This window comes from Cronobacter malonaticus LMG 23826 (assembly GCF_001277215.2).
In the GTDB taxonomy this organism is placed as follows: Bacteria; Pseudomonadota; Gammaproteobacteria; order Enterobacterales; family Enterobacteriaceae; genus Cronobacter; species Cronobacter malonaticus.
In genome coordinates this window covers 4,164,465-4,187,301 of the sequence record NZ_CP013940.1, presented here as the reverse complement: position 1 = coordinate 4,187,301, position 22,837 = coordinate 4,164,465, and the positions used below count along the sequence as shown (strand labels likewise).

General features: G+C 58.4%; 23 protein-coding genes. 4 read left to right on the top strand and 19 right to left on the bottom strand.

Features of this window, described 5'->3' with window-relative positions:
* Positions 1-237: 237 nt before the first annotated feature.
* The 14 genes from AFK66_RS19605 to AFK66_RS19540 form a co-directional block, all read right to left on the bottom strand.
* Positions 238-621, bottom strand: a complete 384-nt coding sequence (locus tag AFK66_RS19605) for a T6SS amidase immunity protein Tai4 family protein (RefSeq protein WP_007779797.1) — start codon at positions 619-621, stop codon at positions 238-240.
* A gap of 20 nt (positions 622-641) precedes the next feature.
* Positions 642-1,010 (bottom strand): T6SS amidase immunity protein Tai4 family protein, encoded by a 369-nt coding sequence (locus tag AFK66_RS19600; protein ID WP_007779794.1) that lies wholly within the window; start codon positions 1,008-1,010, stop codon positions 642-644.
* A gap of 47 nt (positions 1,011-1,057) precedes the next feature.
* Positions 1,058-1,540 (bottom strand): Hcp family type VI secretion system effector, encoded by a 483-nt coding sequence (locus tag AFK66_RS19595; RefSeq protein ID WP_004386969.1) that lies wholly within the window; start codon positions 1,538-1,540, stop codon positions 1,058-1,060.
* Positions 1,541-1,745: 205 nt separating this feature from the next.
* Entirely contained in the window at positions 1,746-2,147 is a 402-nt protein-coding gene (locus AFK66_RS19590) for a Rap1a/Tai family immunity protein (protein WP_007779792.1), read from the bottom strand.
* Positions 2,148-2,187: 40 nt separating this feature from the next.
* Positions 2,188-2,634 carry a T6SS amidase immunity protein Tai4 family protein gene (locus AFK66_RS19585; protein WP_007779788.1) on the bottom strand — a complete coding sequence of 149 codons (447 nt, stop codon included), beginning with the start codon at positions 2,632-2,634 and terminating at the stop codon, positions 2,188-2,190.
* A gap of 46 nt (positions 2,635-2,680) precedes the next feature.
* Entirely contained in the window at positions 2,681-4,180 is a 1,500-nt protein-coding gene (gene tssC / locus AFK66_RS19580; protein WP_004385964.1) for a type VI secretion system contractile sheath large subunit, read from the bottom strand.
* Between the two features lie 3 nt (positions 4,181-4,183).
* Entirely contained in the window at positions 4,184-4,708 is a 525-nt protein-coding gene (tssB, locus tag AFK66_RS19575; protein WP_007853510.1) for a type VI secretion system contractile sheath small subunit, read from the bottom strand.
* A gap of 75 nt (positions 4,709-4,783) precedes the next feature.
* A complete protein-coding gene (gene tssA, locus AFK66_RS19570; protein WP_023897736.1) occupies positions 4,784-5,806 on the bottom strand; it encodes a type VI secretion system protein TssA in 1,023 nt (340 codons plus the stop codon).
* A gap of 9 nt (positions 5,807-5,815) precedes the next feature.
* A complete protein-coding gene (gene tagF / locus AFK66_RS19565) occupies positions 5,816-6,526 on the bottom strand; it encodes a type VI secretion system-associated protein TagF (RefSeq protein ID WP_004385967.1) in 711 nt (236 codons plus the stop codon).
* 16 nt (positions 6,527-6,542) lie between these two features.
* On the bottom strand, positions 6,543-10,160 hold the full coding sequence (tssM, locus tag AFK66_RS19560; protein WP_023897735.1) for a type VI secretion system membrane subunit TssM: 3,618 nt from the start codon (positions 10,158-10,160) through the stop codon (positions 6,543-6,545).
* A gap of 1 nt (position 10,161) precedes the next feature.
* On the bottom strand, positions 10,162-11,397 hold the full coding sequence (locus AFK66_RS19555; RefSeq protein WP_004385971.1) for a DotU family type VI secretion system protein: 1,236 nt from the start codon (positions 11,395-11,397) through the stop codon (positions 10,162-10,164).
* Between the two features lie 17 nt (positions 11,398-11,414).
* Positions 11,415-12,758, bottom strand: a complete 1,344-nt coding sequence (tssK, locus tag AFK66_RS19550; RefSeq protein ID WP_007765906.1) for a type VI secretion system baseplate subunit TssK — start codon at positions 12,756-12,758, stop codon at positions 11,415-11,417.
* Positions 12,759-12,782: 24 nt separating this feature from the next.
* Entirely contained in the window at positions 12,783-13,289 is a 507-nt protein-coding gene (gene tssJ, locus AFK66_RS19545; protein WP_004385973.1) for a type VI secretion system lipoprotein TssJ, read from the bottom strand.
* A 24-nt stretch (positions 13,290-13,313) separates the two neighbouring features.
* The gene (locus tag AFK66_RS19540; RefSeq protein WP_007779778.1) at positions 13,314-13,808 is read right to left on the bottom strand and encodes a YdgH/BhsA/McbA family protein; all 495 of its coding nucleotides are present in this window, start codon (positions 13,806-13,808) and stop codon (positions 13,314-13,316) included.
* A 1,229-nt stretch (positions 13,809-15,037) separates the two neighbouring features.
* On the opposite strand from AFK66_RS19540, the gene tisB reads away from it, so the two are divergent.
* From tisB to emrD, 3 genes are all read left to right on the top strand, one after another.
* Entirely contained in the window at positions 15,038-15,127 is a 90-nt protein-coding gene (tisB, locus tag AFK66_RS23270) for a type I toxin-antitoxin system toxin TisB (protein WP_032803729.1), read from the top strand.
* A 75-nt stretch (positions 15,128-15,202) separates the two neighbouring features.
* Positions 15,203-15,655 carry a GNAT family N-acetyltransferase gene (locus AFK66_RS19530; RefSeq protein WP_007779773.1) on the top strand — a complete coding sequence of 151 codons (453 nt, stop codon included), beginning with the start codon at positions 15,203-15,205 and terminating at the stop codon, positions 15,653-15,655.
* 211 nt (positions 15,656-15,866) lie between these two features.
* Entirely contained in the window at positions 15,867-17,045 is a 1,179-nt protein-coding gene (emrD, locus tag AFK66_RS19525; RefSeq protein ID WP_032968523.1) for a multidrug efflux MFS transporter EmrD, read from the top strand.
* On the opposite strand, the gene AFK66_RS19520 is transcribed toward emrD, so the two are convergent.
* The 5 genes from AFK66_RS19520 to AFK66_RS19500 form a co-directional block, all read right to left on the bottom strand.
* On the bottom strand, positions 16,948-18,045 hold the full coding sequence (locus AFK66_RS19520; RefSeq protein ID WP_032968522.1) for a cellulase family glycosylhydrolase: 1,098 nt from the start codon (positions 18,043-18,045) through the stop codon (positions 16,948-16,950). The two genes, emrD and AFK66_RS19520, sit on opposite strands and share 98 nt — an antisense overlap.
* Positions 18,046-18,118: 73 nt before the next feature.
* Entirely contained in the window at positions 18,119-18,460 is a 342-nt protein-coding gene (locus AFK66_RS19515; protein WP_007779767.1) for a DUF202 domain-containing protein, read from the bottom strand.
* Positions 18,450-18,797 (bottom strand): YidH family protein, encoded by a 348-nt coding sequence (locus AFK66_RS19510; protein WP_007703818.1) that lies wholly within the window; start codon positions 18,795-18,797, stop codon positions 18,450-18,452. Before AFK66_RS19510 ends, AFK66_RS19515 begins: the two co-directional genes overlap by 11 nt.
* A gap of 117 nt (positions 18,798-18,914) precedes the next feature.
* On the bottom strand, positions 18,915-20,237 hold the full coding sequence (locus tag AFK66_RS19505) for a 6-phospho-alpha-glucosidase (protein WP_007779762.1): 1,323 nt from the start codon (positions 20,235-20,237) through the stop codon (positions 18,915-18,917).
* Entirely contained in the window at positions 20,234-21,850 is a 1,617-nt protein-coding gene (locus tag AFK66_RS19500) for an alpha-glucoside-specific PTS transporter subunit IIBC (RefSeq protein WP_032983070.1), read from the bottom strand. The genes AFK66_RS19505 and AFK66_RS19500 overlap by 4 nt, the downstream gene beginning before the upstream one ends.
* A gap of 221 nt (positions 21,851-22,071) precedes the next feature.
* Between AFK66_RS19500 and AFK66_RS19495 the strand changes: the two genes are divergently transcribed.
* Entirely contained in the window at positions 22,072-22,788 is a 717-nt protein-coding gene (locus AFK66_RS19495) for a GntR family transcriptional regulator (protein ID WP_007779758.1), read from the top strand.
* Positions 22,789-22,837: the final 49 nt, after the last annotated feature.

Genomic DNA, 22,837 nt, shown 5'->3' with positions numbered 1-22,837 from the left:
ACGTTTGCGTGCTAAGGAACAGAGCCGCGCCTGCGCGCTGCCCGTGACTGCCTGTCGTTAAGCCTCGCGCCTCACAACCGGACGGGGTTATTCTATTGATAATACGTATATCAGCGCCATTAACATCATCGCTGCGCATAAACATAGTCGCTGTCGCGCCTGGCTGTGGGACATGTTTTATCTTTTGCCGCAAAGGCTGAAACGTAGGGCGGGTAAGCGAAGCGCACCCGCCTTTTCTCACTGCGCCTTCCGGGCCGCGAATTGCTGATACAGCGCCGTCATTTCCGGGCTGTGCGCAATCAACGAACATTTCAGCACCCGGTAATCGCTTTTCGCTGTGCCGCCCACAGGCGTTTTCAGCGCCTGCGTAATGATCGTATCCGCTTCATTAAATGCCTCGACCGGCAATTCGCTCGCCTCCAGCCAGGCGGCGGCGCTGGCGTTGGCGTCTTCTTTCAGCGCGGCGCTGTCGACGATATGGCCCATGCAGCGGTTCTGTACCCACTCGGTAAAAATCTGCGGCTGCGTAAATTCGCTGATGGATGCCAGCGGCTGCGCCAGTGCCGCGTGGAAAGAAACCGTCAAAACTGTGAAAGCGGCGATACGTGTTTTTAACTTCATGAATTTTTCTCACCGCCCGCTTAGCGGTCTGGCTGATTTTTATAACGCTGGATGAGCGCTGCAAGCGCCGGGCTGTGTACGAAATCGATGCATTTCGCGAGCGTCATCGGCTCACCCGACTGGCTGCCATACGTTTTCGCAAGAAACGTTTTACCTAGCTCAATGACCGCCGTATGCGCCTCAAGCGAATAGTCGCCAAACTCCAGATAGCCTCTCGCTGCGGCCGCCGCGTCGTTTTTTACTTCTTCAGACTGATAGCCCTGCGCAATACAGGTGCTCAGGGCGTAATTTCTTAGATACTCTTCCGGGCTGTAAGTTGTGGTGCGGGCTAACGCCTGCGACGCGAACAACCCTGTAAAAATAAATGCCACGCAGAACTGCTTCACCATCCCTGATCCCTGAAAGGGTAAAGTGAGCCCTTGCGGGCTCACTACGATTACGCTTCTTTGTTTTCTTTGATGTTCCAGCCAGCGCTGGTTTCTGCGCCTTTACCGCCGGTCGCCGTCTGCTCCCAGTACTGCTGTTTCACTTTCGCAGCCTGGAATGCATAAGTAACGCCAACGGTGTCGCCGTTGTCAGCACCGGTGTACTGAACGGAGGTCACCAGCACATCTTCCAGAGTGATACGGGTGTATTCCACCTGCTGGCCGCCCGCTTTGCAGACAGACAGCTCAACTTTGGTCAGGTGCTTACCGCTGGAGCAGTGCTTCAGGATAGCGGTGGTGGATTTGTCGATCAGCGCGTTAACGTGCAGATCGTTGAAATTCACTTTACCGGCACCGCCGCCGCCGCCCACGCTCATATTACCCGGCTGGGATGCGCCCCAGGAAAAAGAGGTGATGTCGGTCCAGCCGGTGTGGTTGGAATCTTTAGATTCGCCGGTTACACCGTCTACTTTCAGGAACATATCAATAGCCATAATATTTACTCTTCGTTAATGACGATTATTGCTTTCGAAAAAGCGCTTAATATGGCAAACAGGAAAGCATGGGGCTGAATAAAACCATCCATATTTTACCTCTGCCTCTCAGCCTGACAGTATGTTTATTCCGTCAGGCGATCTCAGCAGCCCGCCCAACGCGAGCCGCTAAAATAGGTGATTTATTAGTGCTGATATAACGATCTCACTTGTCAGCTTTATTGTGACAAGGGAAATAATGTTTAAGGGCTTCAAGCATCAGGACGCTGGCTTTCTCTTTAAGCCGTTCGGGCGGTAATTTTTCAAAATACCCGTAAGTCCATTCGCGAAGGGTGGAGGGCATAATGGATTTACTTCTGCACCAGCCCATTCCTTCCGTCGAATCAAACAGGCCCAGCAAATAGATCTGAGCCTGTAGCGAGGCCTCTTTATCTGTTCTGTCGTTCCAGGCGTTTAAGAGTTGCTCGCCTGTCACATTGCCTCTGTTTGGATCGAAACGGTTTTTCTGACTCTCGTCGGGGTCGATAACCCATACTCCTGCCAGCGCCGGGGCACTCAGCATGACTGCACTCAGCACGCATGCCAGAACAAAAACAGAACGTTTCATGAATGTCCTTATTCGTTATTTCCTTAAATATTCGCTCGCTCTACCAGGAGGGATTGTCTTGCATCCAGCTCTGGCTCGAATCACCAATAAGGACTTCCTTACTTAACTGCTCCAGCGCCTGGCTGTGATAAAGACGTAAACAATTAAGCGTAACGCCCTTAATGGGACGTCCTGCTAATGCCTCCGGAGAAAAACCATTTTGCCGATCGCGATATTTCAGGATGAGCGCATTGACCTTTTCATTTCCCGTTTCGATGTCTAAAGGTATCCATTGCATTAAGGCATAAGCGCTGAAGCCTGCATCGGTACTAAAAGCGCTGTCGTCAGTGGAAACCTGCGCCAGACAGCGAGCCAGTACCATGTCTTTAAAGACCTGTTGATAAGGTAAGACTTTAAAAAACTCAGGAGGCTCCTGCGGCTGCGCCTGAATGCTGAGCACCGCCGTGAGACCTGTGGTGAGGAATAATACTTTCTGAATTAAAGACATATTCCGTCCCTGGAACGTGCCGGGCCTGCGGCCCGGCTATTATTTATTACGCCTCGTTGCTCTTCAGCGACGGCAGTTTGGAGACCAGACGCAGAGAAACGGTCAGGCCTTCCAGCTGGTAGTGCGGACGCAGGAAGAACTTGGCGGCATAGTAGCCCGGGTTGTCCTCGATCTCCTGAACCTGCACCTCGGCTGCCGCCAGCGGCTTACGGGATTTGGTTTCCTGAGAGGAGTTCGCCGGGTCGCCGTCCACGTAGTTCATCACCCAGTCGTTCAGCCAGCGTTCCATTTCATCGCGCTCGCGGAAAGAACCGATCTTGTCGCGCACGATGCACTTCAGGTAGTGCGCGAAACGGCAGCAGGCGAACAGGTATGGCAGGCGGGCTGCCAGACGGGCGTTCGCGGTGGCATCCGGGTCGTGGTACTCCGCCGGTTTTTGCAGCGACTGCGCGCCGATAAAGGCGGCGAAGTCGGAGTTTTTGCGGTGGATCAGCGGCATAAAGCCGTTTTTCGCCAGCTCCGCTTCGCGACGGTCGCTGATGGCGATTTCGGTCGGGCACTTCATGTCCACGCCGCCGTCATCGCTCGGGAAGGTGTGACACGGCAGGTTTTCTACCGCGCCGCCCGATTCCACGCCGCGAATGGAGGTGCACCAGCCGTACTCTTTAAAGGAACGGTTGATGTTGGCCGCCATCGCGTAGGCCGCGTTGGCCCAGTTGTAGTTGCTGTGGTTCGCGCCGTCGGTCTCTTCTTCGAAGTCGAAGCTGTCCACCGGGTTGGTGCGGATGCCGTAAGGCAGACGCGACAGGAAGCGCGGCATGACGAGGCCCAGATAGCGCGCATCTTCCGATTCGCGCAGGCTGCGCCAGGCAGCGTACTCGGTGTTCTGGAAGATTTTGGTCAGGTCGCGCGGATTCGCCAGCTCCTGCCAGGATTCCATCTGCATCACGCTTGGCGCGGTGCCGGTGATGAACGGGCAGTGCGCCGCCGCGCCAATGCGTGCCATTTCGCTCAGCAGTTCAACATCCTGCGGGCTGTGGTCGAAGTAGTAGTCGCCCACCAGGCAGCCGAACGGCTCGCCGCCGAACTGGCCATACTCTTCTTCGTAGATTTTTTTGAAGATAGGGCTCTGGTCCCAGCCCACGCCCTTAAAGCGTTTCAGGGTGCGGCCCAGCTCCTGCTTGGAGATGCTCATAAAGCGGATTTTCAGCATCTCGTCGGTTTCCGTGTTGTTGACCAGATAGTTCAGGCCACGCCAGGCGCTTTCCAGCTTCTGGAATTCCTCGTGGTGAATAATCTGGTTAACCTGCTGAGACAGTTTCTCGTCGATACCGGCAATCAGGTTCTGAATGGTGCGGTAGGTGTCGTTCGAGAAGGTCACGGTGTTTTCCAGCGCCTGCTGGGCCAGGGTTTTTACCGCGTTTTCGACGGCCGAACGGGCCTGATCGGTTTTCGGGCGAAACTCTTTGCTGAGCAGCGCGCTGAATTCATCCTGGCTGAACGCCTGCTGCGACTGCAGCTCTTGCTGTTGAGAAGGATTGCTCATCGATTACTCCTCGTTACCTTTGGTGCCATCGTCATCTTTCGGCATCTGGCTCAGCGATTTGAGCAGCGTCGGGTCCTGAAGCACTTTCGCGATAAGCTCTTCGGCACCGTTTTTACCGTCCATGTAGGTCAGCAGGTTAGAGAGCTGAGTACGGGCTTCCAGCAGCTTGTTCAGCGGCTCGACCTTACGCGCGACGGCGTCCGGCAGGAAGTCGTCCATGCTGTCGAAAGTGAGATCGATGTTCAGTTTGCCTTCGCCGGTCAGGGTGTTGTCCACCTGGAACGCCACGCGCGGCTTGAGCGCTTTCATACGCTCGTCGAAGTTGTCGATATCAATTTCAAGGAATTTACGTTCGTCCACCGCAGGCTGCGGATCGACCGGCTTCCCGACCAGGTCGGCAAACACGCCCATCACAAACGGAAGCTGAATTTTGCGTTCCGCACCGTAGATTTCCACGTCGTACTCGATCTGCACGCGCGGCGCGCGGTTACGGGCGATAAATTTCTGCCCACTGTTACTCATTGGCATGATGTTCTCCATCGAAGATGCGCGGTGAAATTCAGGCAGCGGGCCTCATGCCTGCCGCCGTAAAGGGGAACGCCGTTACTCGCGGCGTCCGAAAATGTTTTCCACCTGATGCACGCTGTCGGGCGCCAGGTCGCGAATAAGATCCATGAAATTCATTTCAATCAGTCGCTGCACGCGCTCAATCATCAGCGGCGCGGGGTGGCTCGGCTCGTGCCGGGCAAAATATTGCTTCACTTTCTCAAGCATTAACTGGGCGTCATCGCGCGTTTGCAGTTGCACGTTGCGCCAGTCGGTTTCAACCACCCGCGCCGGGGCGCTGGTCGTCGTGGCGGCAGGCGCGTTCTCCGCCTGCACGTCCGGGTCTGGTATCTCCTGCGGCGCCTGCGTTTCGCCGCTCTGGCAGGCCAGCGCCACAATGCTCGTCAGCTTCTGGAGCTGTTCCATCTCCGGCACGCCGCTCTCACCGAGATGGCTGACCAGAATGGTGCGGATCGTTTCCAGTCGCTCGTGGATCTGGACTATCGCCTCGATGCCCGGCTGGCCGCCGCGCGCGAGTTCATCCACCAGCCGCGGGCGGCCGCCCGGATAACCCGGACATTCGCTTTTGCTGTTGTCGAGCAACGACTGCGCGTCGCGCAGCGTAATTTCGTCGCCGTTGCTGCGCAGCAGCGTGGCGGTGCGCAGCGTGCTGGTCAGGGAGGATTTATCGCCAAGCCCCGCCAGCGCGTTAATACGGTAGAACGGATCTTTTTCGCCGTACTCTTCCAGCAGCGGATAAAGCGGCTCCCAGTAGCGCGTCAGCGCTTCCTGGATCAGCAGCAGCCCGTCGGCATAGCCCGGCAGGCCGCGGCGTTTGGCCCACGCGTGGGTCAGCGCCAGCATGACGCGCAGATCTTTGGTGCGCTCAAGCAACGACAGAGCCAGCTTTTCAACTTTAGTCCAGTCCGCCGGCTCTGCCGGAATAATGGTGTCGCCGAACTGCTGTTCCGCCTTGCCCTGGCTTGCCTGTTCCATCGCCTGGTAATCGGCGTCGTACTCCAGGTTGTCGCCGCACGGCTGCTCCGGGCTCACCGGAGCGAGAAGGGTTTCAATATCCATCGAACTGCCTTATTCGAACATGGGCGGGTAGAGCCCGTGGCGACCCGGACGCGCACCGCCCGCCGGATCAAACAACAGCGAAAAGAGCTGTCCGGTAAAATTGCCGCTGTGTACATGGGTGTAGAGCGGATAACCGTCGCTGCGGTTGGTCCACCAGAAGCTGGTCTGGCGCTGCGGGTCGAAGCACTCCGCCGCCTGACGCCAGCTCAGCGTTACCGGCGTCTCCTGATAACCAATCACATCCAGAATTTCCGAGCGATTCTCCGGTGCCGGCAGCGCTGGCGACGGAATGGCCAGCACCGCCTGGTCGAGCTGCTCGGCGGAAAACGCGTTGCGCACCGCGTGATGCAGGACGCGGCCAAGCTGCTGATACCACTCTTCGGCCATCGCCAGATGCTGCGGCGTCCACTCGGCGGGGCTGAACGCCACCGTCGCGACGAGCGGATACTGACGCCCTACGCTGTCGCGGCCCGGCATCAGGCAGCCCATCTGCACCTGCTGACTGCCGAGCATCGGCGGCACCACGAAGTTCCAGACCGGCGCGCTGGCAAACTGCCGGTTGCCCGTCTCGCGCTGTTCATCCTCTTTCTGCCAGTTCAGCAGCCCTACCTGAAACCAGTGCGACCACTGGCGTTGCAGGGCATCGGGAAAACGGCGCTGGAGAAAGTCGCCGGCACTGGGCAGTTTCCCGTACCAGCTAATCGCAGGGTAATGACTCATTATCCGTTCCTTGCGGTTAAGGGCATGCGAAGCCAGGGAGCTGGAATGGGTTGCGGATACTGTTCGGCGTGAATTCCAGCGTCACGCTGTGTCCGTCAACCGAAAACGTCGCCTGGCGGCTCAGGCTTCCTGCACCCGGCGCAATGCGGGCGCGATCGAAAAAGCGGTTCAGCGCCCACGCGCCGTTGGTCACCAGCGTCGAGGTGGTGCCGTTGGCAAGCCCGAGCTGCATACGCACCTGATTGGTGCCGCCGCTGCCCGGCCAGCTCATCAGCTGCACCGCCTGCGGGCCGTGGCTGTAACGCAGAAGCTGGCCGTCAACGTCGAGCGACAGCGTGAGAATGTCGTTATCCATCCGCACGGTGCGCACCGTCACGCGATACGACGGCGTGGTCGCGCCGTTGGCGAAGAAGGCGTCGCGAATGTATTGCGCCTGCTGGAACGGACGCAGCACCCCTTCGCTGCCCGGCAGCGTTTTGCCGTCGATGCCCGGCGTAAAGCGCCAGCGCTGCTGGGTGGTATCGACTTTATTCGTCAGGTTATCGCGAAAGAAACTGTCCATCAGCCCAGTGCCCGGCGCGAACATGCGCGCCAGATCGTCCGGCGTCACTTCGCTGCTGGCGGAGCGCACCAGCGGATAACGGCCGGCGATCGCCTGGCGGCAGAAGCTGCCGACTTCCACGCTGATACGCTTGCGGACGTTTTCCAGCTCACGCTGCTGGGTGTCGCTGCTCGCCCCGACCGCCATGCGGCTGAACATATTTTGCAGCCCACCCGGCAGACGCCCGGCGCTCGCCTGTAAGCGGCTGATGGCTTCTCCGCCCGGCGGCGGCATACCGCTGTTGGCGGCGTCCTGCACGGCGGTCAGATAACGGTAAAGCTCATCGATCTGCTTAATAAAGTCATCAAACACGATGGCTTTGCCGCCTTTCTCCAGCGGCTGCGCCAGTTCGATAATCGGCGCGTAGTGATCGGTCACCACTTGTTCCGGCGTCTGCGGCGCGGCGGCGGTGGTCGCCCCGCTTTCACGGTCGCTGAACAGCGCTTCCAGCGTGCGGGTTGCGCGGTTGCCCTGATCTTTCGCCTGCGCTTCGCCCGCCTGCGGCTCGGCGCGGGAGAGCGTCAGCACCTGGCTTAAGTTCATCACCAGGCGGCGCAGCGGCGAGTTGCTGCTGGAAAGCACGCGGGCCGTGTTGATGCGCTGGTTCAGGTCGGCGCTGTTGTTAAGCTGAATATCCGCCAGGTAGCTGTCCCACTGGCTGATAAAATCGCGCATATAGAGCTGGCGCACCGCGTTGTCGGTCTGCGTTTTGTCTTCCTGCGCGGTGGTCAGCCCGAGCACCCAGGTGTCATCGTCATGCAGCGAGGCGGTGACGTTATCAATCTGGCCGTTGAAGCTTTCCCAGTAGCCTTTCGGGGTGTAAAGCCCCGGCACGCCGTCGCTCACCGGCTTGCCGCTTTTACGCGAAAAGACCAGCTCGCTCTGCGGGCCGCCGAGGGTGGCGAGCGATACCGGCTTTAAGTTTTCATCGCGCTCCAGCAAGCGTTTGAGGCGGCCATAAACGCGCAGCGACAGCGGTTTCTGGTTGATCATCGCCTGCTGGCGGCTAATCAGCGACTCATCTTTAGCGTATGGCGAGGTCTGGATCTGCGGCTCCAGCAGTTGCGTCAGATGCCATTCGAGCTGGTTAAGCTGCGCCTGGGTGACGTTCTGCGGCAGGTTGCGCTCAAGGTTGAGCATTACCCAGGAGTGCAGGAATTTGCCGTCGTAGTGCTTCGGCTGGTAGAGCATCTGGTACGCCTTCAGCGCTTCGTAGCTGTATTCCACGTCGCTGCCGTTGTCGTTACGCACCCAGCCGGTGATGAGCTGCGCCACGGCAGGCATCAGCATCTCCTGCAGCGCTTTCTGGTAGAGCGCCTGCGAAGCGTCGTTAACGTCATCGCCGCGATAAAGCCCCATGCGGTACGTCACCGGCGGCGAGTTCAGGTCAAATTCTTTACTCTTTGGCAGATCCACCAGGCTGTTAAAGAACGGCAGCATGCTGAAGAGATCGCGCCCGGCGGTGGTTTGCAGCGCTTTACTCTGGCGTTCGACGCCCGGCACTTTATCGTTCACTTCCGCCAGATAGTCTTTGTTGTTGCCATAGCTGGTGAGCCACAGGCCGCCCAGGATCAGTAACAGCGCTATCAGCGCCGCGTAGCCAGACCACAGCACCGCGCGGTTGCGCAGCTCCCACCAGCGATTCTGTCCGGCGATGCCCGCTTCCTGGAAAATCACGTTCTGGAGCAGGTTCTTAATAAAGAAGCTCTGTCCTTTACCGCCGGGGATCGGCGCTTCTTTGCTCACCGAATCCCAGTTGTCGCCCTCTTTGCCGCCGGACGGCAGCGACAGCGCGCGGTTGAGTTCACCCATGACACGGTCAAACGGCAGCCCTTCCTGCGTCCCGCTCGCGAGATAAATCCCGCGCGGCGAGAATTCGGTTTCAAAGTTAGAGCGGGCAAAAACGGTGCTGAGGTAATCCGCGAGCAGCGGACGCAGCGCCGCGAACTCCTGCGGGAACAGATAACACTCGGCGCGCGCTTTCGGGTCGCTTTCGGCAAGCAGCGTATCCGGCAGGCCCGCGTCGAGACGCTGCTGGAGCAGCGCGAACTCCTGGGTGAATGCCGCTAACAGGTCGAAGTCGGCCTGTTTTGAGCGATCCCACGGGAAGGTGAAGCCCCAGATCTGGTCGCGCTGCGCTTTATCAAAGCGACCAAAGTAAGAACGAAAGCCTTTCAGCAGGTCCGCTTTAGTCACCAGCACATAGACCGGGAAGCGGATACCGAGTTGCTCATGCAGCTCCGCCAGGCGCTGGCGCAGGTTGACGGCCTGCTGTTGCGTCGCCTCCGGCGACTGGGTCAGCAGATCAGAAACGCTGATGGTGATGATCACGCCGTTAATCGGCTGGCGGCGGCGGTATTTACGCAGCAGATCGACAAAGCTTAACCATTCACCGGCGTCCTGCGCCTGTTCGCTCTCCTGCGTGGTGTAACGGCCTGCGGTATCGAGCAGCACCGCTTCGTTGGTGAACCACCAGTCGCAGTTGCGGGTGCCGCCAATGCCGCGCAGCGCCGTTTTGCCAAAGCGATCGGCGAGCGGGAATTGCAGGCCGGAGTTGACCAGCGCCGTCGTTTTACCGGACCCCGGCGCGCCGATAATCACATACCACGGAAGCTGATAGAGATACTGCGTGCTGAAACGCTGCGTCCACTGGCCGCGCTGGCCCGGCGCGTTGAAGTGCGCTTTTTTAAGGATCTGCGCGGCTTCGTCAAAGCGGTCCGCCAGCACTTTATCGTCATTGCCGAGGCGCTTAACGTCGCTCCCGCCCTTTTCCGCAGGCTTGCCCTCGTTAAGTTTGTCCATCAGCTTGCGGTTCAGCCAGGCGTTGTAGAGCCGCGGCACGATGTGGCTATGCACCCAAATCAGGTAGATAAGCGCAATGCTGATGATACGGTTGGTTTCCGACTCCAGCGGGCGGCTGTCGACGATGGACAGCAATGGCCCGATCATCCAGACGACCGCCGACAGCGCGGTAACGCCCATGAACCCCCACAAGATGCGGTTGGTCACTATTGAAAGGAGAATATTCAGCATCCTAGTTTCCTTGCGGCAATCCGTTCAGCTCGGCCAGCGTGTTATCTGGCGACACCAGCAGCGTTATCTCTACACGGCGGTTGCGGGCGCGGTTTTCCGGCGTATTGTTCGGAGCGATAGGGTCCATCTCGCCACGGCCCTGCGCTTTAACGCGGTTCGGGTCGGCGAGGTGCGCCTGGAGCATTTTCTGTACCGATTCGGCGCGTGCGAGCGACAGCTCGTAGTTCGAGGCGAAACGCGCGCTGCGGATAGGCACGTTGTCGCTGTAGCCCACCACGAGGATTTTGCCGCTGACGTTGTTCATCGCCTGCGCCACGCGGTCGATAACCGGTTCATAACGGCCACGCACGACCGTTGAGGCGGAGGCGAACAGGCCGTCGCCTTTCAGAATCACCACGCTGCGGTCGGCTTCGTCGCGCACCGCCACCAGGCCCGCTTCAATTTCCGGGCGCAGGAAACCGCGCAGGTTAAGCACCGGCGCTACTTCACGCGCGGGTTGCTGAACGGTGACTTCCGGCAGCGGCGTCTGGTAAATCTTCGCCAGCACCGGGCTGGTGTTATCGCCAAGCCGCCAGTTGAGAATGATAAAGAACAGGCACGCCAGGAAACCGGCCAGCGCCACGCAGGCCCACAGCGGCACCACCGGACGCCAGAGCTTGCGCAGCACCGGTTGATCTTCCGGGTGCGGCGAGAGCGGCGGCGGATAGCTGCCGCGCACGCTGCGGATCATCTGCCACAGACGCTGTTTGATGGTTTCAAGCTGCGTGCGGCCGTTATCCATGACGCGATAGCGCCCTTCAAAGCCGAGCAGCAGGCAGTAGTTGATCATCTCCAGCAGAAAGATGTGCTCGCGCGGGTTTTGCGACAGCCGCGCCAGAAGCTGGAAGAATTTCTCGCCGCCCCAGGTTTCGTTGTGGAACGTCACCAGCAGACCGCTGCCGGACCAGACGCCACGGCTGCCCCACGGCGTGAGCGCGGCCGCTTCATCCAGCGCCGTACACAGGCAGTAGCGCGCGCCGACGATCACTTCGTAAGGCAGCGCCGCCTGCTGGCAGCGCACTTCAAAGCGGCGGATCTCGTCGATCAGGCGCTGGCGCAGCCCGGCCTGATCTTCATGCGATACAGAATGACGAATCTGCGGGATCGCGTTAAGCAGCGGGTTAGCCGCCGCGACCAGCGGATTATTACTGCTGGCGCCGGAAAGAATGGCATCGCTGCCGGTGGCTTGTGGTTCCATAGTGAGCGCTCGTCGTGTTATTCATTCGTACTGCGAATGGCCCAAAACTCCATATCAAGGCCCGGGAATTCACCAGCGAGATGCAGCGCGAACGCGCCGGATTTCTCCATCTCTTTCCAGAGTTCGCCGCCCTTTTCCAGTTCGAAATAGCTGTAGCCGGCATGCCACGGGATCTGCGGCGGCGCAACCGGCATGGCGCGCAGCACCATACCCGGCAACTGCAGTTGCACCAGATCGCGAATTTTGGTGACCGGCGCGACCTTCATCTGCGCCGGGAAGTGCGTTTGCAGCGCCTCGCCCGGCACGTTGGCTTTGACCGCCAGCACGAAACCGAACTCGCGCACCATGTTGCTTTCCGGCACGGTGGCGACGTTAAGCCCGTGCGAACGCTCGGTGAGCGGCAGCTGAATAGCGCTCTCTTCCATCACCAGCGACAGCCCCTGGCGCAGCATCAGCGTCAGTTTGCCAAAGCAGCCCGCCAGGTTGTCGTGGTCGTAGACCGGCAGCGTGGCGTCCGGCGCGCGCTGCGCCGTCCAGGTAGTGAGTTCGCAGGCGAACGCCAGCCAGTCGCGCCACAGGGTTTCCGGGTGGAGCAACGGCAGCGTTTTTAAATGCGTGACGTGGCCGAGATGATGATTAATCAGCGACAGCAGCATGAATTCCACCATCTCCGAGGTGTTAAACCGCCCCGGCTGGCGCAGACGCTGGCTGATTTGCTGGCTGCGCTGGCCGAGCAGGCCATGCAGATCGTTGAGCATGCTGTAGAGCGGCCCGCTGTTGATGGCGTTAAGCATCGGCGGAATGTAGCTGGTGTCGAGGCGCACCTGGTTGTCGTTGCGCTTCTCAATCACCTGCGCGACGCCAATGGCCGTCCACTCGGCGGTCAGTTCGCTCTCCAGCATCAGCTTGAGACGCAGGCGGCCAAACTGCACCGTCGCCGCGCCGACCGCCAGCGCGTTGTCGTCTTCCACTTCTTCTTCAAAGGTGGCGTAGCGGGCGAGCGAATCGGCCGCCTCGCTGAAAATCACCTCTTCGCGTCCGGCGCGGCGGGCAGGCAGCGCCAGCACCACGCGCTCGTGCGTGAGGTTGTCGGGAATGGCGAGCGGCGCCGGGCCGTGGCGGGCGTCGCGGAAAGAGAACGGCGTGCCGTCCGGCAGCAGGCCGCTGGCGTAGCTCAGCGCCACGCGTCCCTGACGCAGCATCGCCTCGTCAAATTCCAGATCGAGAAATCCCCAGAGATACGGACGCTGCAACGATCCCCATTCGCGGATGTGGTGTTGCAGAAAACTTTCCGCGCGCTGGAAGTGGTGCGGACGCAGGAACATCCCTTCGGTCCAGACCACTTTTTCTGCTTTGTTCATACTGGTGTCCTGTAAGGGCGCTGATTATTCGTTGATGACGCGGATCCCATTGACGTCAAGAAACACTTTTGCCTCGAGTTCGTCGGATGACCATTTCCAGAATTTATAAATGCTGGAGTCACTGGGGGCGGGAAGCGGGAGCGAAATTCGCCATTTTTTGCCGTCGAGCGCCTGATACTCCGCCATCACGCCGATATAGCGCGCGTCAAGCGAGCTTTGGCCGCTGAGGGTTTTGTTCAGCTGGCCCGGCATCAGGAAGAACTCGTCGCTGTTGAGCAGGTTGGCTCCCAGCACGGTCTGCGCATTGTTTTGCAGCGAAAAGAAATCGGCAGACATAAAGTCGGCATCGGATTTCAAAAGCAGCACCCGGACTTTTAGCGGGGCGGAATTATTAATTTGCGGGTGAGCCTGAAAATGCAGGCTGTACTGGGAAGGAACGCTGCGTGAAGACGATAAGCAGCCGCTCAGTAAGGTGAGAGCGGCAATCAAAAACGCCAGGAAGCCCTGGCGTAAAACGGTACGGTTTTTCATGAGGTGTGGCTCATTGAAGCAGGATTAATCGATAACCCAGGTTCCGCTTTTGGTGTTTTTACAGGCTTTGCTGTTGCCATCCACCGTCACGCAGTTGGCTTTGGCTGTTTTACGGCGCAGTTTCGGGATCTCTTTACTGACGGTCGCGTCATAAAGACTGCTTTTCACTGCCGCGCGCAGCGGAACATAACCAATCAGTTGCTCTTCACCCTGATCGGCGATGGCCAGCCAATGGCCTTCAACCTGGCCCAGTACATTGTACGTTTTGCCGGTGTCGAGCTGACGAACCACTTTGCCGCCGAAATCCGGGCGGGTCATGACCGACGCCGGGTACATCGCGCGGTACTCTTCGTTAACAGGCTCGAACTCTTTTGGCGGAGTCACCGCGTGGCGGTGGGTGAGCGTGACGCCATTAACCACACTGGTCACGATAGTGTCATCCGTAACGGCAGGAGGCGGCGCTTTACAACCAGCTACGCCTAACACAAACAGCAGGGCTAATACGATTCGCATATTCATCGATGGTTTCCGTTGCAAATATATTCTGTATACAAAGAAATAACGGCTTCTGGATTCAGGCTATGACTAAAAGTTTGTCATTGCCAGGGAAGATTATGCCATTTCGGTGAAGGAATTTCATTTTCTTCAGAGATAGCTACCGCACGGGCTTTACCGAAGTAAACCCGGACGTTTTACGCATATTTCTGAGGCAGAGCGAGAAAATTCTACATAACCCTGATGACAATTCAACACCAGGTCTGGCGGGCATTTCGGTGGAAACATCTGCCTGATTAACTCAATAGCGCATTTTTAGGAATTTTCCGCCCTTAAGCGCAAGAAATAATCTGGCAAAGAATAAATATATTTGGGATAAATTATTTCTTTTTCTTATATTAAATGATTGATTTAAAAGAACAAGTAACGCGAACACGTCACGATTAATCAGGGGTCAGACAGGGGATTAAGCGGGCCGGAAAGGTGTTAGGATTAATCCGAAAACACTTTATTAAGAAGGCGTGAATATAGTGAGCTACCATATTTAGTGGGTGCGGAAATTCACGCTAAAAAAGACACTGCAAGATCTTAAGTAAAATTTTATTAAATAATGATGACAGCAAATAGTGCTGACGCATTTGTGATTTCCAAAAAACCTATTTGCCGGGAAAGCATAAACGCAGTTGATTGCACTTTTTTGTCATCAGATTTTCCTTACAAACAGTGCGAAATATGTCGTGCATGTCGCTTTTTTACCCCGCCTGTTCGCTACCAGGGTGAATATTATTTCCCGTGATTATTACGGTACGGTCAGGTAAGCGCAGGGTTGAACCGGTCATACGGATACAAAAACAAAAAACCCCGCCGGAGGCGAGGTTTTTTCAGCTACTGTTGCGGTTGGTGGCCGCAAAGCACACTGTGTTACGTCAACAGTGTAACTATACGATGAAATGCGCGCACCCGCAATTGGCGCGCGGCGCAGCAGTGGCTTTTCATCAGTATGGTCCAGCTCTCACTCTTTTGTCCAGAAAACACTGTTCATTTATACAGTGTTTATCTATAATGATGTTGCTGTCACAGCGTGCGATACGGGGCCGCATTTAAACGGGCGCAATAAAGAGTCCTGGCTGAAACGGGTGGTGCCGTCAGTGCCTTAACCCCGAGAGAGCACACTGTGTTACGCCAACAAAACAACTGGCAACAGGCAGCGGAGAGGTACGCCAGTTGGTGCTCCTTTACCAGAGGAGACGCGTATGAGCGGAGTGGATTTGTTTATCCTTATCCTGAAACTCATTGTTGCAGTCCTGCAACTGCTTGATGCTGTCCTGAAGTTCCTTCGATAACTCAGGTTCAGGCCGCACCAAAGAGGGGCGGGCAACCGCCCCTCTTTAACACGGTACATCCACCAGGAGGGAACGATGTCAGGAATCATCACCATCAGGCCACTTACCCCGGTCGGCATCGATTTTGACCGGCTGCGTGAAGAGAGTCAGGCGCTCGGCTTCAATATGCTGGACCGGCTCGCCGTCCACTGGATGGACGGCAGTAATGCCTTCTCCGCCCCCGGCGAACGCCTGCTCGGCGCGTTTCTTGGCGACGCGCTGGTCGGCGTCGGCGGGCTGAATCGCTGCCCTTTCGATAATCATCCGCGCGCCGGTCGCGTGCGCCATCTTTATGTCAGCCATGCGGTACGCCGCGTTGGCGTCGGCAATCAGCTGCTGGCGACGCTTGCCCGGCACGCCCATGACACATTTGATTACCTCAATATCCGCGCGCCGGAATCCGCCTTCAGCTTTTATTTACAGGCGGGCTTTCTGCCAATGGATCACCCGCACATCACTCACCGGCTGACGCTGCCGTCTGCGGCCTGAGCTACGCCGCAGCCATGCGGCGTGGCATCATTCACCGTGGCAATAAATCTTTCCGTTGAGTGTCCGTAAAAGCTGCCTGCCCTGTTTCATGACGACATGACAGTTAACTGGATAATCCCCGCGTATGCGGTATATTTCTCTCGCATTTAATATCCATGCAGAGATATATCCTGTTTCGTTCACCTGTGCATATCGAATAATCATGATGAGAATGTTGGCTAACCGTCATTTGTTAATGATGTTGATTCTGCTTGTCGCCGTCGGGCAGATGGCGCAGACGATTTATATCCCGGCTATCGCCGATATTGCGCTTGAGATGAACGTGCGTGAAGGCGCGGTACAGAGCGTAATGGCGGCGTATCTGCTGACCTACGGCGTGTCGCAACTGATTTACGGGCCGATTTCCGACCGCGTTGGGCGTCGCCCGGTGATCCTTGTGGGCCTGGTGATTTTTATCCTGGCGACGGTCGTCGCGCTGGAGGCGCAAAGCCTGCCGGTGCTGATTGCCGCGGGCTGTTTACAGGGGATGGGCACCGGCGTCGGCGGCGTGATGGCGCGAACCCTGCCGCGCGATCTCTATGAAGGCCCGGCACTGCGTCACGCCAATAGCCTGCTGAACATGGGGATTCTGGTCAGCCCGCTGGTGGCCCCGCTGCTCGGCGGCCTGCTGGATACGCTGTGGGGCTGGCGCGCCTGCTTCGCGTTTCTGCTCACGCTTGCCGCCGTGGTGACGTTCTGTATGTTCCGCTGGATGCCGGAGACCCGTCCGGTCCAGGCGCAGCGCCCTCGCCTGCTCGCGAGCTATAAACTGCTGTTCGGCACCGCCAGCTTTAACTGTTACCTGATTATGCTGGTTGCCGCCCTCGCGGGCGTCGCGGTGTTTGAAGCCTGCTCCGGCGTGCTGATGGGCGCGGGGCTTGGGCTGAGCAGCCTCGCAGTCAGCGTGCTGTTTATTCTGCCGATCCCGGCGGCGTTCTTCGGTGCCTGGTTTGCGGGGCGCACGCATAAGCGCTTCACTACGCTGATGTGGCAGGCGGTGCTGAGCTGCCTCGCAGCGGGCGTGCTGATGTGGCTGCCAGGGTGGCTTGGCATCATGAATATCTGGACGCTGCTTATCCCCGCCGCGCTCTTTTTCTTCGGCGCAGGCATGCTGTTTCCGCTCGCCACCAGCGGCGCGATGGAGCCGTTTCCGTTCCTGGCGGGCACCGCCGGCGCGCTGGTGGGTGGGCTGCAAAACTGCGGTTCCGGGCTGCTGGCGTGGTCATCCGCGCTTCTGCCGCAGAACGGGCAGTTTAGCCTCGGGATGCTGATGACGGCGATGGGTGTGCTGATGCTGGCGTGCTGGCTGCCGCTGGCGCACCGTGCGAGGATGCCGGAGCAGACGATTTAACGTGTTCATGCCCCGGCGAGCGCTCCGCGGCGCAGGTCGGGTTCATCATCGCGTCCAGCAGGGCGGCCTGTGCAGGCCGCCACGCCCCTTCTTCACCATCGTAAAATTCATTCGCGGCATTGAGCGCATACGGAATGCCCGCCTTTTTCAGCTCGCAGGCCATAAAACTGGCGAAAGCGAGCGTGGCCGCCGACGGCGTGGTTTTCACCGTCTGCGCTGCCGACCAGCCGCCAACCCAACTGACATGACCGGTTTTCTGCTGCCAGCGGCGGGCGCTGTTAATGCGCTCGCGAATCGCCGCTTTTTCCGCCGCGGTGCCGGAGGTCCACGGGTATTTCCCGTTCGCGCGCAGCGGCCCCCACGGGAAAATGTGCCACTGCGCCAGTACGTAGCGGCTGCTCTGGGGCGGTAGTTTTAGTATGGAGAGATCTTCCGGCACGGCGCGAAAGCGCGGCGCAATGAAAATCATCCGTTGCGCATCGATATGGTGAATGGTCTTGATTGCCTCGCCATAGACCCGGTTGAGCTGCTGCGGGTTGTGATTAAGCTTGTCGGCAGGCTCGTAAATCAAATCAAACCCGAGTAGCGGATGCTCGCTGCCGAAGTAGTTCGCGACCGTACTCCACCAGGCTACTACTTTCGCGGCGTTCTGCGCGCTTGGGTCCGCCTTAAACGCATCGGCCTGGTAGGAAATAATCGGAATGATGTCGTAGCGCTCGCAGGCTTCGACGATTTTGCGCAAATGGATGAGCCGCTCCTCGGTGGCGTCGCCCGCCACCCGCACCCGCACATGGCGAATGCCGCGCTGCTGAAAATCGCGTACCGCCAGCGGATCGAACTCGCGGATGCCGCGCTCGGTACGCGCCCAGTCAACGTCCATGCCAACGCCAAGCTGCGCGCTGTAGCGCTGGGCCGAGAGCGGCTCGCTGGCGCTTGCGGGCGGCGCGGCATGGGCAGAGGTTAAGAGCAGCAGAAAAGCGAGAGGGAGCAGCGTTTTCATAGCGACCGTATCGGGAACAGGAATCAGGAATATGTAGCACGGATCCGCGCAGGGCGGGTAGTCTGCGGATGTGTTATTCAGCAAGCAACGCTATCAGCGCATGGAGATGCGTCACCACAAAGAGCAGCGCCAGCGCGCAGACCGCCAGCGCAATCGCCAGTTTCGCCCGCACCTGGCCGGGTGCGGAAAAATCCTCGTGCACCAGCGCGGTCAGGTGACGCTGGCGGGCATAGACGTAAATCAGCCCGGCAATACCCGTAAGACACCCCAGCGCCAGCCAGATAAGCAGACCCGCGTTATTCCACGTATGGCGCAACGCCAGCGCCAGCAGCGCGCCGTAGCCAAGCAGCGTGCGCACCCACGCAAGCGACGTGCGCTCCGGTTGCAGCCCCGGATCGCGCGGGTTACCCGGCATAAAACACCACCAGCATCACCGCCAGCGCCACCACGACCAGCACGCCGCTGATAAACGCCAGCATACGGGTATAGGGCAGCGCCGCTTTCAGGCGCATCGCCTTTTCGTTGCGCAACCAACGCAGGTAGCCGTAAATGGCGAGCGCCCCCGCGAAAAAGCAGAGCAGCAGCGACACCGCCTCACGCACCACCGGCGTGGCGAAATCCGGCGCCAGCTGATCAAGCCCGACCCCCGCCGCCAGAAACCCCAGCGCGGTGCGCACCCACGCCAGAAACGTGCGCTCATTGGCAAGCGAAAAGCGATAGTCCGGCGCCTCGCCGAGACGGGAAATTTTCATGACGGCTCCCTGTTTTAGCTGTGCTCGGCTCAGCATAACGTAAAACGGGCGTCACAGAGGAGTGCAGGCGGTGCGACCGGCACCGTGATGATGCCGGTCGAAAAGGCGGGCGTAACGTTAATGCAGTTTTGGCCAGTAGTCTTTGTTGGCCTCAATGAGATCGTCGAGAATCGCTTTCGCGACCGACGCGCTCGGAACGGTTTTCGACAGCGTAATCGCCTGCCACAGTTTCTGGTATGAGCGCTGCTCCCAGGCGTCCACCACCAGTTTTTCCACCGCCACCTGCTGGCTCATCAGCCCTTTCTGGAAGTGCGGAATATCACCGACCGTCAGCGGCTCCGGCCCGTTTTTACCGACCAGGCACGGGATCTCGACCATCGCATCGGCGTCAAAGTTATGAATAGCGCCGTTGTTCGGCACAATCAGCAGCATCCGCGCCTGGGTGTTGAAAGCGATAGCGGTCGCCAGATCGACGATATACGAGGCGTGTTCGTCGATTTCCAGTTCGCCTGCCGAGGAGTGACCCGCGGTGATAATGGCGCGGCAGGCATCAAAGACCTGTTTTTCGCGATGCTCCATCACTTCGTTGGCGCGGGTGTGCGCCGGGTTGGAATGCGCCACGACGTAATCCGGGAAAAGATAGTATTTCAGGTAGGTGTTCGGCATGGTGTCCGGGTCCAGCGCCTGCACATCTTTCGCTTTCGCGAAGGTGTCGTTCCAGCTCGCTTCGGTATGCGCGTCTTCTGAGGGCGGCACATAGCCATGCTTCGCCACGTATTCGCGCAGACGCGGCATCAGATCGTTGCCCTCCAGATCTTCAATCGACGTCCACCAGCCAAAGTGGTTAAGGCCGTAGTAGCGCACGCGCATCTCTTTACGGCTGTTCAGGCCGACGATTTTCGCCATCCGCCCTTCGATGCCAATCGGCATATCGCAGATGTTGAGAATTCTGGCGTTCGGGCGCAGGCGGCGGGTGGCTTCCGCCACAATCGCCGCCGGGTTGGAGTAGTTCAGCATCCACGCGTTCGGCGAGTATTGCTCCATATAATCCACCAACTCCAGCACGCCGCCGATAGAGCGCATCCCGTACGCTATTCCGCCAGGGCCGCAGGTCTCCTGGCCGAGCACGCCGTGGCGCAGCGGGATTTTTTCATCTTTTTCGCGCATCGGATATTTGCCAACGCGAATATGCGCCATCACAAAATCCACGTCGGTAAAAGCCGTTTGCGGGTCCGTGGTGTAGGTAAACTCAATCTCCGGTGCCTGCTCTTTCAGCAGGATTTTGCATGCTTCGGCGATGATCTCCTGACGCGCGCCGTCGTTGTCATAGAACTTCAGGGCGCGCAGCGGAAAGCGGTCGCGGTTAGCCAGCAGCATCAGAACAATGCCGGGTGTAAAGGTGCTGCCGCCGCCTGCGATGACAACTGAGAATTTTTTCATGATACAGCCTCCGTCATGGGGGATAGTGGGTTCGTGGAAGGGGTTTTCATCAGCGATTCAAGCTGATCGCGCACCTGTGGAACGTGCAGGCCGACAATCACCTGAATGCCGTTGCCGCGACGCACCACGCCGTGGGCGCCAAGGGCTTTAAAGACGTCATCGCTCTGGGTTTTCGCCATATCGACGAGCGTGATGCGCAACCGGGTGGCGCAGTTATTGATGCTTTCGATATTCTCCGCGCCGCCAAGCGCCTGGAGGAATCCGGCGGCCTGACCGGCAGCCGAGTGCGCCGCCGCCGTGGTCTGCCCGCGCGCGGCGCGGTAATCGGCTTTGCTGTAGAGCTTGATGTCGCTCTCAGCGCGGCCTGGCGTTTTGAGGTCGAAGTGCAGGATAAGCGTCCTGAAGACGACGAAGTAGAGCGCGGTAAACCCGCAGCCGATGCCAATCTGGGTAAAAATCATGCCGGAATGGTTGTGGAACATGGGTATCCAGTTCTGCGGCAGGAACTGGTCAAGCAGGCCGCCGCCCATGTTGCCCACGACGCCGAAGATATACATCAGCGTTGCCATCGTGGCCGCCAGTACCGCATGCACCGCGAACAGCAGCGGAGAAATAAACAGGAAGGTGAACTCCAGCGGCTCGGTGATCCCTACCAGCACCGCCGTTAACGTCGCCGGAATTAACAGCCCCGCCACTTTGACGCGGTTTTCCGGCGCGGCCGTATACCAGAGCGCCAGCGCGATGCCCACCGAGCCAAACACTTTCGAGTTGCCATGGAGCGCAAAGCCGCCTTCCGGGAACAGCGATTTGAGCGGTGCCGTGCTCTGGCTGAATTCCTGCAAATGCTGCGCCCAGTACACCTGAATGCCGCCTTCCACCGCCGCCGGGCCGAAGATAAAGGGGCCATAGACGAAGTGGTGCAGCCCGGTCGGGATCAAAATGCGCTCAAGGAAGGTATAAACCCAGACGCCGAGCGCGCCGGCGGAGCGTAAAAACGCCTGCAAGGACTCAATGCCCATCTGCACTTTCGGCCAGCCCAGCAGCGTGAGCCAGGCGCAGGGGATCATCACCAGGAACGCGATAATCACCACAAACGAGGTGCCCTGAAAAATACCGAGGAAGACCGGTAACGATTTCTCGTAGTAGCGGTTATGAATGGCGGTGACGATCCCGGAGATAACAATCGCACCGATAATGCTGGTATCGAGCGTTTTAATCCCGGCAATCAGCGTTAAGCCGCTGCCTGCGACCGGGTCGGCGGCAAAATTAACGCCAAAGAAGTGACCCCAGGTCATTCCCATCGCGTTAATAAAATAGTTCCAGGTCAGAAAGCTAATCAGCACGGCGAGGCAGGCACGGCCCTGCGCCTCACGGGCGAGGCCAATCGGTAAGCCAACGGCGAAAATCAGCGGCATATTGCGAAACACCGCCCAGCCGCCCTCTTCAATGATGTGAACAATCTGCGCGAAGAGATTATCGGGCGCGGTAAATGCCTCGCCCACAAACAGCGGATTTTGCAGCATGATGGCAATGCCGACGACCATCCCGGCGAAAGGAAACAACAACACCGGGGTAAACATGGCACCGCCAAATCGTTGTATTTGACTGAGCATTTTTAAATCCTCATGTAACAACCTGTAGGGTTTGAGGCCTTAATTGTTTTCTGGTGGCCTGAAACGAGCATAAAAAGTAACCTTGGCGCGGACATGGCGCGCCGCTGCGTTCCGTGATCGCTTTCATGGTTTTAATTTGCACACTCAGGTCTACTTTTCCTCTTAAATCTGGACATCTCCGGGGCCCGTCTCCCGGTTAACAGGCGTAAAGAGGTCTACGGGTGATCTACAAATCCATTGCCGAAAGGCTGCGTCTGCGCCTGAATTCATCGGACTACCACATCGGCAGTCCACTGCCTGGCGAGAAAGCGCTGGCGCAGGAGTTTGGCGTGGCGCGGATGACGATTCGCAAAGCGATCGATTTACTGGTGGGCTGGGGGCTGGTGGTGCGCCGCCACGGCAGCGGCACCTATGTGGCGCGCAAAGACGTGCATCACGAAACCACGAATCTGACCGGGCTGGTGGAAGTGCTGCGTCAGCAAGGGAAAGAAGTGCACAGCAAGGTGCTGCAGTTTGAAGTGATGCCCGCGCCGCCCGCCATCGCCAGCCAGTTGCGCATCCAGATAAACGAGCGCATCTACTTTTCGCGCCGGGTGCGTTATGTCGAGGGAAAACCGCTGATGCTGGAAGACAGCTATATGCCGGTGAAGCTCTTTCGCACGCTGTCGCTGGCGCATCTGGAAGGCTCGAAGTTCGATTACATCGAGAAGGAGTGCGGGATTACCATCAGCGGCAACTATGAAAGCCTGACGCCGGTGCTGGCGGATAAACAGCTCGCGGCAATGATGAACGTGCAGGAGCAGACGCCGCTGCTGCGCATTACGTCGCTCTCTTACAGCGACAGCGGCGAATTTCTTAATTATTCAGTGATGTTTCGCAATACCAGCGACTACCAGGTGGATTACCACCTGCATCGCGTTCGCCCGCCGGTATTATGATGACCGGACGGACACGCATAAAAAAAGGCCCCGCTGCGGGGGCCTTTTC